The organism is Enterobacter cloacae complex sp. SHL001, from assembly GCF_049236825.1.
Taxonomy (GTDB): Bacteria; Pseudomonadota; Gammaproteobacteria; order Enterobacterales; family Enterobacteriaceae; genus Enterobacter; species Enterobacter hormaechei_C.
Genome location: NZ_JBMKIP010000001.1, coordinates 661738 through 677524 on the forward strand (window position 1 = coordinate 661738; position 15787 = coordinate 677524).

At 58.0% G+C, this 15787-nt stretch carries 11 protein-coding genes; 7 read left to right on the forward strand and 4 right to left on the reverse strand.

Translation table 11 applies throughout. The annotated features are described in order from the left end of the window. Nucleotides 1-22 precede the first annotated feature (22 nt). From ACOTYH_RS03315 to ACOTYH_RS03330, 4 genes are all read left to right on the forward strand, one after another. Nucleotides 23-922, forward strand: a complete 900-nt coding sequence (locus ACOTYH_RS03315) for a glycyl-radical enzyme activating protein (RefSeq protein WP_015571034.1) — start codon at nt 23-25, stop codon at nt 920-922. Nucleotides 923-926: 4 nt separating this feature from the next. Then, a complete protein-coding gene (locus ACOTYH_RS03320) occupies nt 927-3359 on the forward strand; it encodes a formate C-acetyltransferase/glycerol dehydratase family glycyl radical enzyme (protein ID WP_058700467.1) in 2433 nt (810 codons plus the stop codon). Nucleotides 3360-3577: 218 nt separating this feature from the next. Continuing rightward, nucleotides 3578-4393, forward strand: a complete 816-nt coding sequence (locus ACOTYH_RS03325; protein ID WP_017693749.1) for a Cof-type HAD-IIB family hydrolase — start codon at nt 3578-3580, stop codon at nt 4391-4393. 150 nt (nt 4394-4543) lie between these two features. Next, a complete protein-coding gene (locus ACOTYH_RS03330; RefSeq protein WP_017384899.1) occupies nt 4544-5800 on the forward strand; it encodes a DUF1479 domain-containing protein in 1257 nt (418 codons plus the stop codon). On the opposite strand, the gene ACOTYH_RS03335 is transcribed toward ACOTYH_RS03330, so the two are convergent. Beyond that, nucleotides 5797-6870, reverse strand: coding sequence for a LacI family DNA-binding transcriptional regulator (locus ACOTYH_RS03335; RefSeq protein ID WP_047717911.1), 1074 nt, complete (start codon nt 6868-6870; stop codon nt 5797-5799). The two genes, ACOTYH_RS03330 and ACOTYH_RS03335, sit on opposite strands and share 4 nt — an antisense overlap. Nucleotides 6871-7156: 286 nt before the next feature. Between ACOTYH_RS03335 and ACOTYH_RS03340 the strand changes: the two genes are divergently transcribed. Together ACOTYH_RS03340 and ACOTYH_RS03345 are read left to right on the forward strand one after the other, a co-directional pair. Beyond that, nucleotides 7157-8458: an MFS transporter gene (locus ACOTYH_RS03340; protein WP_017384901.1), complete on the forward strand. Its 1302-nt coding sequence runs from the start codon at nt 7157-7159 to the stop codon at nt 8456-8458. A gap of 17 nt (nt 8459-8475) precedes the next feature. Beyond that, nucleotides 8476-10839: a TIM-barrel domain-containing protein gene (locus ACOTYH_RS03345; protein ID WP_421637557.1), complete on the forward strand. Its 2364-nt coding sequence runs from the start codon at nt 8476-8478 to the stop codon at nt 10837-10839. Nucleotides 10840-10922: 83 nt separating this feature from the next. Here the strand turns inward: ACOTYH_RS03345 and ACOTYH_RS03350 are convergent, their stop codons facing one another. After that, complete coding sequence (locus ACOTYH_RS03350) at nt 10923-12518, reverse strand: ABC-F family ATPase (protein ID WP_023296172.1); 1596 nt, start codon at nt 12516-12518, stop codon at nt 10923-10925. A gap of 222 nt (nt 12519-12740) precedes the next feature. On the opposite strand from ACOTYH_RS03350, the gene ldtB reads away from it, so the two are divergent. Beyond that, a complete protein-coding gene (ldtB, locus tag ACOTYH_RS03355) occupies nt 12741-13661 on the forward strand; it encodes a L,D-transpeptidase (RefSeq protein WP_063413073.1) in 921 nt (306 codons plus the stop codon). Between the two features lie 41 nt (nt 13662-13702). On the opposite strand, the gene ACOTYH_RS03360 is transcribed toward ldtB, so the two are convergent. Further along, nucleotides 13703-14419, reverse strand: coding sequence for a GntR family transcriptional regulator (locus ACOTYH_RS03360; protein ID WP_015571043.1), 717 nt, complete (start codon nt 14417-14419; stop codon nt 13703-13705). A gap of 14 nt (nt 14420-14433) precedes the next feature. After that, nucleotides 14434-15756, reverse strand: a complete 1323-nt coding sequence (locus tag ACOTYH_RS03365; protein ID WP_421637558.1) for a PTS sugar transporter subunit IIC — start codon at nt 15754-15756, stop codon at nt 14434-14436. Between the last annotated feature and the right edge of the window lie 31 nt (nt 15757-15787).

Below are 15787 nucleotides of genomic sequence, written 5' to 3' on the forward strand. Positions count from 1 at the left end.
TATGTAATTAGAGGGCAAGACAATGATCTTCAATATACAGCGTTACTCCACCCACGACGGCCCCGGTATTCGAACCGTGGTATTCCTGAAAGGCTGCTCGCTGGGCTGTCGCTGGTGTCAGAACCCGGAAAGCCGCTCCCGCACGCGGGACGTCCTGTTTGATGCCCGTCTGTGCCTGGACGGCTGTGACCTGTGTCAGCAGGCCGCGCCGGGGTGTGTTGAACGCGCGCTGAACGGGCTGGTCATTCATCGTGAGAAGCTTAACGACGAGACGCTTACTGCCCTTACCGACTGCTGCCCGACCCAGGCGCTTACCGTCTGCGGTGAAGAGAAGCAGGTGGAGGAGATTATGGCCACCGTGCTGCGCGACAAGCCCTTCTACGACCGCAGCGGCGGCGGGATCACCCTCTCCGGCGGCGAGCCGTTCATGAACCCGGCGCTGGCACACGCCCTGTTTAAAGCCAGCCATGAACAAGGCATTCATACCGCCGTTGAAACCTGCCTTCACGTGCCCTGGCATTATATCGAGCCGTCACTGCCGTATGTCGATCTGTTCCTGGCGGACCTGAAGCATGTGGACAGTGACGTATTCAAACAGTGGACCGATGGCTCAGCCAGACGGATCCTGGACAACCTGAAGCGCCTGGCTGCCGCCGGGAAAAAAATCACCATTCGCGTGCCGCTGATCCAGGGCTTTAACGCCGATGAAGCGTCGGTTACCGCCATTACCAATTTCGCCGCCGACGAACTCGGCGTTCACGATATTCATTTTCTGCCGTATCACACGCTGGGCATGAACAAATACACCCTGCTCGGCCAACCCTACTCTGCCCCTGACAAACCGCTGGATAACCCTGCCCTGCTGGACTTCGCGCAGCAGTATGCCTGCCAGAAAGGGTTAACCGCGACCTTACGAGGATAAACCTATGACAACCCTGAATCTCAACACCCTCAGCGAGCGCATTAAGGCGCACAAAACGGCGCTGGTGCATATCGTTAAGCCGCCGGTCTGTACCGAGCGCGCACAGCATTATACCGAAATGTATCAGCAGCATCTGGACAAGCCGATCCCGGTACGTCGCGCACTGGCCCTCGCCCACCACCTGGCAAAACGTACCATTTGGATCAAACACGACGAGCTGATTATCGGTAACCAGGCAAGCGAAGTGCGCGCCGCGCCGATTTTCCCGGAATACACCGTCTCCTGGATTGAGAAAGAGATCGACGATCTGGCGGACCGCCCGGGCGCAGGCTTTGCGGTGAGCGAAGAGAACAAGCGCGTGCTGCATGCGATCTGCCCGTGGTGGCGCGGCCAGACGGTGCAGGACCGCTGCTACGGCATGTTCACCGACGAGCAGAAAGGCCTGCTGGAAACCGGCATCATCAAAGCGGAAGGCAACATGACCTCCGGTGACGCACACCTGGCGGTGAATTTCCCGCTGGTGCTGGAGAAAGGGCTTGACGGCCTGCGCGCGAAAGTGGCCGAGCGCCGGGCGCGCATCAACCTGACGGTGCTGGACGATCTGCACGGCGATCAGTTCCTGAAAGCCATTGATATCGTGCTGGAAGCCGTAAGCCTGCACATCAAACGCTTTGCCGACCTGGCGCGTGAAATGGCCGCGACAGAAACCCGCGACAGCCGCCGCGACGAGCTGCTGGCCATGGCGGAAAACTGCGACGTGATTGCTCACGAGCCGCCAAAAACCTTCTGGCAGGCGCTACAGCTGTGCTACTTCATTCAGCTAATCCTGCAAATTGAGTCCAACGGTCACTCCGTCTCCTTTGCCCGTATGGACCAGTACCTTTACCCGTACTATCGCCGCGACGTGGAGCTGGACCAGAGTCTGGATCGCGAGCACGCCATTGAGCTGCTGCACAGCTGCTGGCTGAAGCTGCTGGAAGTGAACAAAATCCGCTCCGGCTCGCACTCCAAAGCCTCTGCGGGCAGCCCGCTGTATCAGAACGTCACCATCGGCGGCCAGAAGCTGGTCAACGGTGAACCGATGGACGCGGTCAACCCGCTCTCTTACGCCATTCTCGAATCCTGCGGCCGTCTGCGCTCCACCCAGCCGAACCTGAGCGTGCGCTACCACGCGGGCATGAGCAACGACTTCCTCGACGCCTGCGTGCAGGTGATCCGCTGCGGCTTCGGGATGCCGGCGTTTAACAACGATGAAATCGTCATCCCGGAATTTATCAAGCTCGGCGTGGAACGAGAGGACGCGTATGACTATGCGGCGATTGGCTGCATCGAAACCGCCGTTGGCGGCAAGTGGGGCTATCGCTGCACCGGCATGAGCTTTATCAACTTCGCCCGCGTGATGCTGGCGGCGCTGGAAGGCGGTCGCGACGCCACCAGCGGCCAGGTGTTCCTGCCGCAGGAAAAAGCGCTTTCTGCCGGTAACTTCGGGAATTTTGATGAGGTCATGGCGGCGTGGGATAACCAGATCCGCTACTACACCCGCAAATCCATTGAGATCGAGTACGTGGTGGACACCATGCTGGAAGAGAACGTCCACGATATTCTCTGCTCGGCGCTGGTGGACGACTGTATCGAACGCGCGAAAAGCATTAAGCAGGGCGGCGCGAAGTATGACTGGGTTTCCGGCCTACAGGTGGGGATCGCCAACCTCGGCAACAGCCTGGCAGCGGTGAAGAAGCTGGTGTTTGACCAGGGCGTTATCGGTCAGCAACAGCTGGCGGCGGCGCTGGCGGATGACTTCGAGGGGCTGACCCACGAGCAGCTGCGCCAGCGCCTGATCAACGGCGCGCCGAAGTACGGCAACGACGACGACAGCGTGGACCTGCTGCTGACCCGTGCCTACGAAACCTACATTGAAGAGCTGAAGCAGTACCATAACCCACGCTACGGCCGCGGCCCGATTGGGGGTAACTACTATGCGGGCACGTCGTCTATCTCCGCAAACGTGCCGTTTGGCGCAGCAACCATGGCAACGCCGGACGGCCGTAAAGCCCACACCCCGCTGGCGGAAGGGGCAAGCCCGGCCTCCGGTACCGACCACCTCGGCCCGACGGCGGTGATTGGCTCCGTGGGTAAACTGCCGACGGAAGCGATTCTCGGCGGCGTGCTGCTAAACCAGAAGCTGAACCCGTCGACGCTGGAAAACGACAGCGATCGCCAGAAGCTGATGGTGCTGCTGCGCACCTTCTTCGAGGTGCATAAAGGCTGGCACATTCAGTACAACATCGTCTCCCGCGAAACGCTGCTGGAAGCGAAGAAACACCCGGATCAGTATCGTGACCTGGTGGTGCGCGTCGCGGGTTACTCGGCGTTCTTCACCGCCCTGTCGCCGGATGCGCAGGACGATATTATCGCTCGTACTGAGCATACGCTGTAACGGTTTATCCCCTCTCCCTTGAGGGAGAGGGTTAGGGTGAGGGGGAAATGCGCACCCTGATGCCCTCACCCCGGCCCTCTCCCACGGGGAGAGGGAGAAAACACTAAAAACGGCAACTTCGGTTGCCGTTTTGCTTTGACTTTCGAATGAAATTAAATTTGTGCTCCCCGTCACCTTGTTATTAGAATGTTTCAAACGCAGTGACCCAGGAGCACAGTATGACCGTAAAAGTTATCGTCACCGATATGGACGGAACTTTCCTTGATGATGCCAAGCAGTACGATCGTGACCGCTTCCAGGCACAGTTTGAGCAGCTTAAAGCCCGCGACATTGAATTTGTTGTCGCCAGCGGCAACCAGTATTACCAGCTCATCTCCTTCTTCCCGGAGCTGAAAGATCAGATCTCCTTCGTCGCGGAAAACGGCGCGCTGGTCTTCGATCACGGCGAACAGATTTTCCACGGCGAACTGACGCGTCATGAGTCGCAGATCGTCATTGGCGAGTTGCTGAAAGACAAAGGGCTGAACTTTGTGGCCTGCGGGCTGGAGAGCGCGTACGTCAGCGATAAAGCACCAGAAGCGTTCGTGAAGCTGATGTCGAAACACTACCATCGCTTAAAACCCATCAGCGATTACCGCGAAATTGACGACGTGCTGTTTAAATTCTCCCTGAACCTGCCGGACAGCGATATCCCGAATCTGGTTGATAAACTGCATGTCTCCCTGGACGGCATCATGAAGCCGGTCACCAGCGGCTTCGGTTTTGTCGATTTGATTATCCCCGGCCTGCACAAGGCCAACGGCATCAGCCGCCTGCTTAAACGCTGGAAAGTCTCACCTCAGGCGTGCGTCGGCATTGGCGACAGCGGCAACGATGCGGAAATGCTGAAGCTGGTAAAATACTCCTTTGCGATGGGCAACGCGGCGGACAGCATTAAAGAGGTCAGCCGTTACACTACCGACGATAACAACCATCAGGGCGCGCTGAATGTGATTCAGGCCGTGCTCGACGCGCACTCCCCGTTCGACGCCTGATCCCCCTACCTGCCGGAGCCTCGCTCCGGCCTCTCACTCTTTTCCCATCCTGTGGCACCCGTCAAGGTTTTAAACTTGCATTAACTTTTTTTTAACTTAAAGTATCACTTGTAGACACTTTTACTTTCGAATGAAAGATGCGAGGCAGTTATGACCTTTACCAGCGAAACGTTGCCAGCGGACCATAAAGCGGCAATCCGTCAGATGAAACGTGAATTACGCGCGCAGATCGGCGACGTGCAGGCGGTGTTCGACCGGCTCAGCGATAAAATCGCCACCCGCGTGGCGGAAATCAACGCTCTCAAAAACAAAGGCGAAACCGTCTGGCCAGTGATCCCTTTTGCCGACGTGAAAAACGGCACGATCACCGCCGAACAGCGCGAAGCCGTTAAACGTCGCGGCTGCGCGGTGATCAAAGGCCACTTCCCGCGCGAGCAGGCGCTGGCGTGGGATCAGTCGATGCTCGACTACCTCGATCTGAACAAATTTGACGAGGTGTACAAAGGACCCGGCGATAACTTCTTCGGCACCTTAACGGCCTCTCGTCCGGAGATTTATCCGATCTACTGGTCTCAGGCGCAAATGCAGGCGCGCCAGAGTGAAGAGATGGCGCAGGTACAGTCATTCCTGAACCGTTTATGGACATTTGAGAGCAACGGTAAACAGTGGTTCGACCCGGACGTGAGCGTGATTTACCCTGACCGCATCCGCCGCCGCCCGCCGGGAACCACCTCGAAAGGACTTGGCGCACACACCGATTCTGGCGCGCTGGAGCGCTGGCTGCTGCCCGCTTATCAGCAGGTCTTTGCCCGCGTGTTTGACGGCAACGTTGAGAAATACGATCCGTGGAATGCCGCGCATCGTACCGAAGTGGAAGAGTACACCGTCGATAACACCACCAAATGCTCGGTGTTCCGCACCTTCCAGGGCTGGACGGCGCTGTCGGACATGATCCCCGGACAGGGCTTGCTGCACGTGGTGCCGATCCCGGAGGCAATGGCCTATATTCTGCTGCGTCCGCTGCTGGACGACGTGCCGGAAGACGAGCTGTGCGGCGTGGCGCCGGGGCGCGTGCTGCCGATTTCTGAGAAGTGGCATCCGCTGCTGATCGAAGCGTTAACCAGCATTCCGGCGCTGGAAGCCGGTGATTCCGTGTGGTGGCACTGCGATGTGATCCACTCCGTCGCGCCGGTGGAAAATCAGCAGGGCTGGGGCAACGTGATGTATATTCCTGCCGCGCCAATGTGCGAGAAGAATCTCGCCTATGCGAAAAAGGTCAAGGAAGCGCTGGAAACCGGCGCGTCACCGGGCGATTTCCCGCGCGAGGATTATGAGAAAAGCTGGCAGGGCCGCTTTACCGTGGCCGATCTCAACATCCACGGCAGGCGCGCGCTGGGCATGGCTTAACCGTCGTACAGCCCTTCCCGCTCTACGGCGGTACGTCGTTTCCCCTGACGTATCCGCCGGACCGACTCCCGCACGGTCAGCGTGCCGTTTAGCAGCAATGTTCCCACCGGCGCGTCCGGGCGCATCAGCCGCTGCTGGAGCATATGCACCGCTTCCGTTCCCAGCTCATCACGCGGAACATGTACCGCGGTTAAGGGCACATCCTGAATCGCCGCGAGATTAAAGCCGTCGATGCTCATCACCGAGACATCCTGCGGCACGCGCAGACCGTGTTTTTGCAGCGCGCTGATGGTCCCCGCCGCCATAAAATCACCACCAACCAGGAACGCCGTTGGCAGGTCCTTCCCTTTCTGCTGGTGAAGCCACTCGCTTACCAGCTGCTCCGTCTCTCTGGCGCTGAAGCTGGACACCATCAGCAGGTCGCGCCTGTCGCTGAACCTGAGGTTATGACCGTGCCACGCGTCGCGGATCCCGGACAGGCGCAGCTCCATGGTGTAGCGACGCAGGCACAGCACGTTCATCACCTCCCGGTGCCCCATCTCGAACAGGTACTCTGCCGCCCGCTCGCCAATCGCGCGATGATCCGGCGCGACGGCGGGCAGGCGCATGTGGCGGTCCCGGCAGTTAATCAGCATACAGGGTTTGCCCACGTCTACCGCCAGATCGTGGATATGCGGATCGTCGATACCAAGGAGGATCGCCGCCTGGGTGTCCACTTCGTTCATGCGGGCCAGAAACAGCTGGGCATCGCTGTCGTTCTCCTCCAGCGCACAGTAACGCAGGCGAACCTCATGCGAGGCCAGCCCTTTGCTCACGCTCTGGATGACGCGGTAGTAAAAGATGTCGGACCGCTCGTCAAACGCCCGCTGCGGGGCAAACACCACCAGGCTGTTAAGCAGCAGACGCCCCGCCGCCATGCCGTCCATTACCCCCAGCTCCCGCGCGCACGCCAGCACCTTTGCCCGTGCTTTTTCGCTGGTGTTTGCCTTCCCCGCCAGCACGCGAGAAACGGTGCTGATGGAGAGCTGCGTCCGGGCGGCGATTTCGGTGATTTTAAGCCTTTTGTCCATTTTGTGATCTGGCTCCGGATGTGAAATGAAAAAATTTTCACAACTTGTTTATCAGGTAATAACTTGCGAGAAGGTCATAATGCCGAAAATTAAACCTCGGTTATGAGAAAGTTTGCACAAAATCCACTATTCCCTGCCCAATTTCTTTCTTAAGGTGAACCTGTCACACAACTTCCATACTAGTTGTATAGCAGCTTAGCGCTCTAAAACAGATAACTTTCAAACGCCTGACGCTGTGTGACACCTGAACCTTTGTCCCCTTACCGTCCGTCTTGTGGAGAAGAAAATGAGTCAGGACATCAATAACACCGTAGCGACAAGCAAAACACGTCGCGTCATCAGGAACCTGCGCTGGTACGTACTGGTGCTGTTTCTTCTCGGCGTGACCGTTAACTACATCACCCGTAACTCGTTAGGTATTCTCGCCCCTGAACTGAAAGAGAGCCTCGGGATCACCACCGAGCAGTACTCCTGGATCGTCGGCGCGTTCCAGATCGCCTACACCATTTTCCAGCCCCTGTGCGGCTGGCTGATTGACGTTATCGGCCTGAAAATCGGCTTTATGGTCTGCGCCGGGATCTGGGCGCTGATGTGTATCTTCCACGCGGGTGCCGGAAGCTGGCTGCACCTGGCGATTCTGCGCTTCTTTATGGGTGCGTCCGAAGCCGCCGCCACGCCAGCGAACGCCAAAACCATCGGTGAATGGTTCCCGAAATCAGAGCGCCCTGTTGCCGCAGGCTGGGCGGGGGTAGGCTTCTCCATTGGGGCCATGCTGGCCCCGCCTATCATCTACTTTGCTCACGCGTCGTTCGGCTGGCAGGGTGCGTTTATGTTTACCGGCGTGCTGGCGCTGCTGTGGGTGATCCTGTGGTGGGCGTTTTATCACAACCCGGAACAGCACCCAAACCTGAGCCGCGATGAGCTGGCGTTTATCAAGCAGGATAACGAACCTGCGCCGGTCAAACTGCCCTTCCTGACCGCGCTGAAGACCGTCTCGAAGAACAAACGGTTCTACGGTATCGCCATCCCGGCCTTTATGGCGGAACCGGCCTGGGCCGTGCTGAGCTTCTGGGTGCCGCTGTACCTCGCCAAAGAGCACGGTATGGATTTGAAACAGATCGCGATGTTCGCCTGGCTGCCGTTCCTGGCCGCCGACCTCGGCAGCGTGGCGAGCGGCTACCTGACCCGGCTCTACACCCGCTGGTTTGGCTGCACCCGCGTCAACTCGGTGGTAGCCAGCTCCGTCACCGGCGCGTTTCTGATGATTTCTCTGGCCGTCGTGGCCGTGACCCGCGACCCGTATATCACCATCGTGCTGATCTCCATCGGCGGCTTCGGGCACCAGATCATCTCCTGCATGCTTAGCGCGCTGGTCGTGGAGTCGTTCGACAAAGGCCAGATGGCGACCGTCAACGGCATGCGCGGCTCGGCGGCGTGGATCGCCAGCTTCCTGTTCTCCCTTTTGATTGGGGTGACCGCCGACAAAATCGGCTTCAACCCGCTCTTTATCGCCATGGGCTTCTTTGACCTGCTTGGCGCTGTTTTCCTGGTGGCATTTATTGCTGAACGTCGCGCCAAGCGCGCCTGATTGTGGATGTATTGCATATGAAAACCCTGAAAAACTGGACCGTCGATACGCAGTCGGCGAATCATCTGGAACTGCTGGTCGATAACCAGCACCGCCTGTGCCTGTACGTGCTGGAAGAGAACCTGTTCCGCGTGCTGATCAAACGTAAAGGCGAGCTGGCGCTGAACCGCACCTGGAGCATCGCGCCGGAACAAGATGTGCCGTGGGAAGGCCGCCGTCGTGACGATGTCAGCGGCTTCACCTGCCCTGCCTGGACGCTGACGCAGCAGGACGACACGTTAACCGTAGCGACTGAACAGCTGCGCGTCACCGTCCACCAGCCGCTGTGGCTGGAGTGGCACTACCGCAATGAGGCGGGCGAGTGGCAGCCGCTGGTCAATGACCGCCCGACCAGCGCCTACCTGCTGAACGCCCACGGTGACGGCGTGGCGCACTATCTTAGCCGTCGTAAGGATGAACGTTTTTACGGTCTGGGTGAGAAAGCGGGTGATTTACAGCGCAACGGCAAACGCTATGAGATGCGTAACCTGGACGCGATGGGCTATAACGCGGCCAGCACCGATCCGCTTTACAAGCACATCCCGTTCACCCTCACCCGTCGCGATGACGTGAGCTACGGTCTGTTCTACGATAACCTGAGCAGTTGCTGGCTGGATCTGGGTAACGAGATCGACAACTATCACACGGCCTACCGCCGCTGGCAGGCGGAAGCGGGCGATATTGACTACTACCTCTTCACCGGCAAGCGCGTGCTGGACGTGACCAAAGCCTTCGTGCGCCTGACGGGGAAAACGCTCTTTGGACCGAAGTGGAGCCTGGGCTACAGCGGCTCGACCATGCACTACACCGACGCGCCGGATGCGCAAAACCAGCTGATGAACTTCATCCGCCTGTGCGATGAGCATGCCATTCCGTGCGACTCGTTCCAGCTCTCCTCCGGCTATACCTCGATTAACGGCAAGCGCTACGTCTTTAACTGGAACTACGACAAAGTGCCGCAGCCGAAGGTGATGAGCCAGGCGTTCCACGACGCGGGGCTGCGGCTTGCGGCCAACATCAAGCCGTGTCTGTTGCAGGATCATCCCCGCTACAGCGAAGTGGCGGAACGCGGCCTGTTCATTCGTGATTCAGAAACCGATGCGCCTGAACGTTCCAGCTTCTGGGATGACGAAGGATCGCATCTCGACTTCACCAACCCGCAGACGGTGCAGTGGTGGCAGAACGGCGTGACCACGCAGCTGCTGGAGATGGGCATCGACTCCACCTGGAACGACAACAACGAGTATGAAGTGTGGGACGGGGAAGCGCGCTGCTATGGCTTCGGTCAGGAGATCGCCATCAAGCACATTCGCCCGGTGATGCCGCTGCTGATGATGCGCGCCTCGCTGGAAGCGCAGCAGCGCTTTGCGCCGGAGAAACGTCCGTATCTGATCTCCCGCTCCGGCTGCGCCGGGATGCAGCGCTACGTTCAGACCTGGAGCGGCGACAACCGCACCAACTGGGACACCCTGCGTTATAACATCCGCATGGGGCTGGGCATGAGCCTGTCCGGACTGTTCAACGTCGGTCACGACATCGGCGGTTTCTCCGGCGACAAGCCGGATGCCGAGCTGTTCGTGCGCTGGGTACAGAACGGCGTGATGCACCCGCGCTTTACCATTCATTCGTGGAACGATGATCACACGGTGAACGAGCCGTGGATGTACCCGGGCGTCACGCCTGCGATTCGCAGCGCCATTGAACTGCGCTACCGCCTGCTGCCGTATCTCTACACCCTGCTCTGGCAGGCGCACGCCGACGACGAGCCGATGCTGCGCCCGACCTTCCTCGATCATGAGCACGATGCGCAGACGTTTGAAGAGTGCGACGACTTCCTGCTGGGCCGTGACCTGCTGGTGGCCAGCGTCGTCGAAGCCGGGCAGCGCGAGCGCCGCGTCTGGCTGCCGGATAACGAAACCGGCTGGTACGATTTTTACACTCACGCGTGGTATGCGGGCGGGCAATCGATCGTCCTTGATGCGCCGCTGGAAAAGCTGCCGCTGCTGGTACGCGCCGGGGCCGGTTTGCCGCTCAGCGAGCGCATCCGTCACGTGAGCGCAGATAAAGACGATACCCGTGAGCTGAAACTGTTCCCGGTGAAAGGCGTCGGCACCACCGCCGGGCTGCTGTTTGAGGATGACGGCGAAAGCTGGGGCTACCAGAACGGCAATGCGCTGTGGGTGGAATGGGAGATGGTGTGCGACGGCGCAAGTATCAACCTGAAGGTGAATGCGCGCGGCGACTATCGTCCGGCATGGAAGGCGCTGAAGGTGTCATTACCGGCGGGGGAAAAACGTACGTTGCGGGTGAACGGAGTTGAAGGGGGCGAGTGGGTGCTCTGAACAATGCCGGGTGGCGGCTTCGCCTTACCCGGCCTACAAACTGATCCGTAGGCCCGGTAAGCGAAGCGCCACCGGGCTTTTTTTTAGCCGTCGATACCTTTACTGCGCAGGTAATCTTCGTAGTTACCGGTGAAGTCCACCACGCGCTCTGGCGTAATTTCGATCACGCGGGTCGCCAGCGAGCTGACGAACTCCCGGTCGTGAGAGACGAAGATCAGGGTGCCCTGATACATCTCCAGCGCCATGTTCAGCGACTCAATAGATTCCATATCCAGGTGGTTAGTCGGTTCGTCCATCACCAGAATATTCGGTTTTTCCATCATCAGCTTGCCGAACAGCATACGGCCCTTTTCACCACCGGAGAGCACTTTGGCTGGCTTTTTGATGTCGTCCTGGCTGAACAGCAGACGCCCCAGAATGCTGCGTACCGCCTGCTCGTCGTCGCCTTCCTGCTTCCACTGGCTCATCCAGTCAAAGACGGTCAGATCGTTTTCAAACTCATATTCATGGTCCTGCGCGTAGTAACCAATCTGCGCGTTTTCAGACCATTTCACGGTACCGTTATCCGGTTGCAGTTCACCGACCAGGGTTTTCAGCATAGTGGATTTACCCACGCCGTTGGCGCCGAGGATGGCAATCTTCTCGCCCACTTCCAGCAGCAGGTTGAAGTTTTTGAACAGCGGGCCTTCATCGAAGCCTTTGGTGAGGGCTTCCACTTCCAGCGCGTTACGGAACAGCTTCTTGTCCTGCTCGAAGCGAATGAACGGGTTCTGACGGCTGGAGGCTTTAACCTCTTCCAGCTTGATTTTGTCGATCTGACGGGCACGCGACGTTGCCTGGCGCGATTTAGAGGCGTTGGCGCTGAAGCGGCTGACGAAGGATTGCAGGTCAGCAATCTGCGCTTTCTTCTTGGCGTTGTCGGCCAGCAGACGCTCGCGCGCCTGGGTTGCCGCCGTCATGTACTCATCGTAGTTGCCCGGATAAACGCGCAGCTCGCCGTAGTCCAGATCCGCCATGTGAGTACACACCATGTTCAGGAAGTGACGGTCGTGCGAGATGATGATCATGGTGCTGTCGCGATCGTTCAGGGTCTGCTCCAGCCAGCGGATGGTGTCGATGTCCAGGTTGTTCGTCGGTTCGTCGAGCAGCAGGATGTCCGGGTTAGAGAACAGCGCCTGCGCCAGCAGCACACGCAGCTTCCAGCCTGGCGCGACTTCGCTCATCGGGCCGTAGTGCTGTTCAACCGGAATACCGACGCCCAGCAGCAGTTCGCCCGCACGCGCTTCCGCAGAGTAGCCGTCCATTTCGCCGTATTGCGTTTCCAGGTCGGCCACTTTGTAACCATCTTCTTCGCTCATCTCAGCAAGACCGTAGATACGATCGCGCTCCTGCTTCACTTCCCACAGCTCCGCGTGCCCCATGATCACGGTGTCGAGCACGGTGAACTCTTCGAAGGCGAACTGATCCTGACGCAGCTTACCGATGCGCTCGTTAGGGTCGAGCGACACGTTACCGAGCGTTGGCTCCAGGTCACCGCCGAGGATCTTCATAAAGGTGGATTTTCCGCTACCGTTGGCACCAATCAGGCCGTAACGGTTGCCGCCGCCAAATTTGACGGAAATGTTTTCGAACAGCGGCTTACTGCCAAACTGCATAGTGACGTTGCTGGTAACTAACACGGAGAGATTCCTGCGAAAAGTGTGATAAACGCGGCATTATGCCACAATTCCGAATTGAGATCCCGTGTTGCGGTAATCCACTAAACTTTAACAAAATCGAAAAAAATGTGATTTCGTACACATCTGAATTCCCAGTTAACGGGAATGCACATATAATGCGCTCCCATTACCGATTCAGACTTATCAACTCATCGCCAGAATGGCTTAGATACCTCGCATAACATGAACATGAAATTAACAACGCTTTTTGCGGCGGCGTTAGCCGTAGTAGGTTTTTGTAAGACCGCGTCTGCGGTGACGTATCCCCTGCCGACAGACGGAAGCCGTCTGGTGGGTGAAAACCAGGTGGTGACGGTGCCGGAAGGGAACTCTCAGCCGCTGGAATACTTCGCGGCGCAGTATCAGCTCGGTCTGTCGAACATGCTGGAGGCGAACCCGGGCGTTGACCCGTATCTGCCGAAAGCGGGTACCGTACTCAACATTCCACAGCAGCTGATCCTGCCGGATACCGTGCACGAAGGTATCGTGATTAACAGCGCCGAAATGCGTCTGTATTACTACCCGAAAGGCACCAACACCGTGATCGTGCTGCCTATCGGTATCGGTCAGCTGGGTAAAGACACTCCGCTGAACTGGACCACCAAAGTGGAGCGTAAGAAAGCGGGCCCAACCTGGACGCCGACCGCCAAAATGCACGCTGAGTACATTGCTGCCGGCGAACCGCTGCCAGCCGTTGTGCCTGCCGGCCCGGATAACCCGATGGGTCTGTACGCGCTGTACATTGGACGTCTGTATGCCATCCACGGTACTAACGCCAACTTCGGTATCGGCCTGCGCGTAAGCCACGGCTGCGTGCGTCTGCGTAATGAAGACATCAAATTCCTGTTCGATAACGTGCCGGTCGGTACGCGCGTGCAGTTCATTAACGAACCGGTGAAAGCGACGTCAGAGCCGGACGGCAGCCGTTACATTGAAGTGCATAACCCGCTGTCCACCAGCGAAGATCAGATCAACAACAACGAAATCGTACCGATTAGGCTGACCAGCGCGGTGCAGTCCGTCACCTCTCAGGCGGATGTTGACACGACCATTGTTGACCAGGCGATTCAGAACCGTTCCGGTATGCCGGTGCGTCTGAACTAATCGTGAGAATTAAAAAAGCGGGCCGCGGGGCCCGCTTTTTTTTATCCGTTATTCACGATAACGATGCCGCCATGGTCATAGCGATAGTGACAGTGTGCGTACTCCAGCGGCGTACCATCTTCAAGATAGATCACCTGCTCTACCTCCAGCACCGGGTCGGTTGGCTCGCAGACAAGGTGTTGCATATCCAGCGCACTGGGCTTCAGCGCCCGCACCACCCGATACGATCCCATGATCTTCAGCCCCAGCGTCTCCTGTACATACCGGAATACCGAACTTTCAAGATGGGTTTTGTTCAGACCGGGCACCAGATTGAGCGGCATTACCGTAGCGTCCAGAGACATCGGCTCACCGTTCAGCAAACGCAGACGGATAAAGTCATAGATCGGCGTATCCGGATTTATCATCAGCGATGCCTGCTCTTTCTCGTTCGGGAAGCGCAGTTCGAAGTGCACCACCTGGCTCGTCACCGTGCCTAAATGTTCCCAGGTTTTGGTCGCCCCGAAGTAGTCGCTGCCGGAGAGATCCCACTGGGAAAGCTGGAGGAAATTTTTGCGGATGAACGTGCCCTGCCCCTGTCGGGTATAGACCAGCCCTTCTACGATCAGCTGACGCATCGCCTGCTGAATGGTCATCCGGCTGGTGCTGAACTCCGCCGCCAGCGCGAACTGGTCCGGCAGAGGTTCATTGGCGGCGTACTGCTGGGTGATAATGCGTTTCTTAATTTCCCGCGCTATGGTGATGTACTTCGCCGCCATCGTCCTTCCTTAAATTAGTGTTCTGTCCCGCTGTTTTTCAACGCCACTCGCTCGGCAACTTTGAGGAAAGGCAGGTAGAAGAATACACCAAATACGATGATTGCCAACTGCACCACCACCGCCCGCCAGTCCCCCGCCGTCGCCAGCCAGGCGCTGAGGATCGGCGGGGTCGTCCACGGGATCATCACCACGCAGCGCGACATGAGCCCCAGCGTGGTACAAAGCCACGCAAAGTAAATCCCGATAGCGGGCAGCAGAACAAACGGGATCATCAGCGGCAGGTTAAAGACTATCGGCAGGCCGAAAATCACCGGCTCGTTGATGTTAAACAGACCCGGCGCCAGCGACAGACGCGCCACCTGCTTCGCTGATTTCTGTCTTGAGAAGATGAAGATAGCAATCAGCAATGAGATTGTGCTGCCCGTCCCGCCCACCATGCCAAAGGTCGGCACAAAGATGTTGTTGATGATGTGCGGGATCGGCTGGCCGTTGGCAAAGGCCAGCATATTCTCATTGGTATTGATCAGCAGGAATGGCTCCAGCACCACGCTGTTGACCACCGACTGATGAATACCGAGCGTGAACAGGAAGTTACCGAAGCTGTAAATGAAGATCGTCCCGGGCAGACTGGTGTTGATCAGCCGCAGCGGCTGCTGAATAAATGTCGTAATGAGATGGATCAGATCCGTGTGCAGCACGTTCGCCAGTATAGCCGCCAGCACCGCAAACAGGGAGAGCGTGAGGATCGTCGGGATCAGCGCGGTAAAGGATTTGCTCACCGCTGGCGGTACGTTCTCCCCCAGCGAAATGTGCAGCGCCTTCAGCCGTGAAATGGCGATAAACAGCTCGGTTGAGAGCAGCCCAATCAGCACCCCGGCGAAAATCCCGGTGGAGCCGATATTGGCGAACGTCAGCACCTGGTTAACGTTTACCGTGGCGTCGCTGCCGACGGGAGTAATCTGTAAGCGCATCGGCATCATGATGATGAAACTGCTGACGGCGATAACCACTGCCGAGACCGGATTGTCGAAATCTTTGTTGCGCGCCAGCGACCAGGCAATCATCGGCGCCAGCAGCAGCGCGGCGATGTTCAGCGTGCCGTTGATGATCGCCTCGCCCCACACCTTAAACTGCGTGAGCGTGTCGCCCTCTAAGATCCAGGGGAACACCACGTTGTTCACCAGCACCGCCAGACCGGCAAGGATGAAAATCGGCATTACCGTGGCGAAGGCATCGCGCAGGGAGCGAAGATGCACCTGGTTTGCCAGGCGCGCCGAGAACTCAACAAATTTATCGACAAAAGACTGCATGTGCGGTGTTATTTTTGTTTCAGACATAGCGGATAGTTCCCATCAATCAGTCACAAAA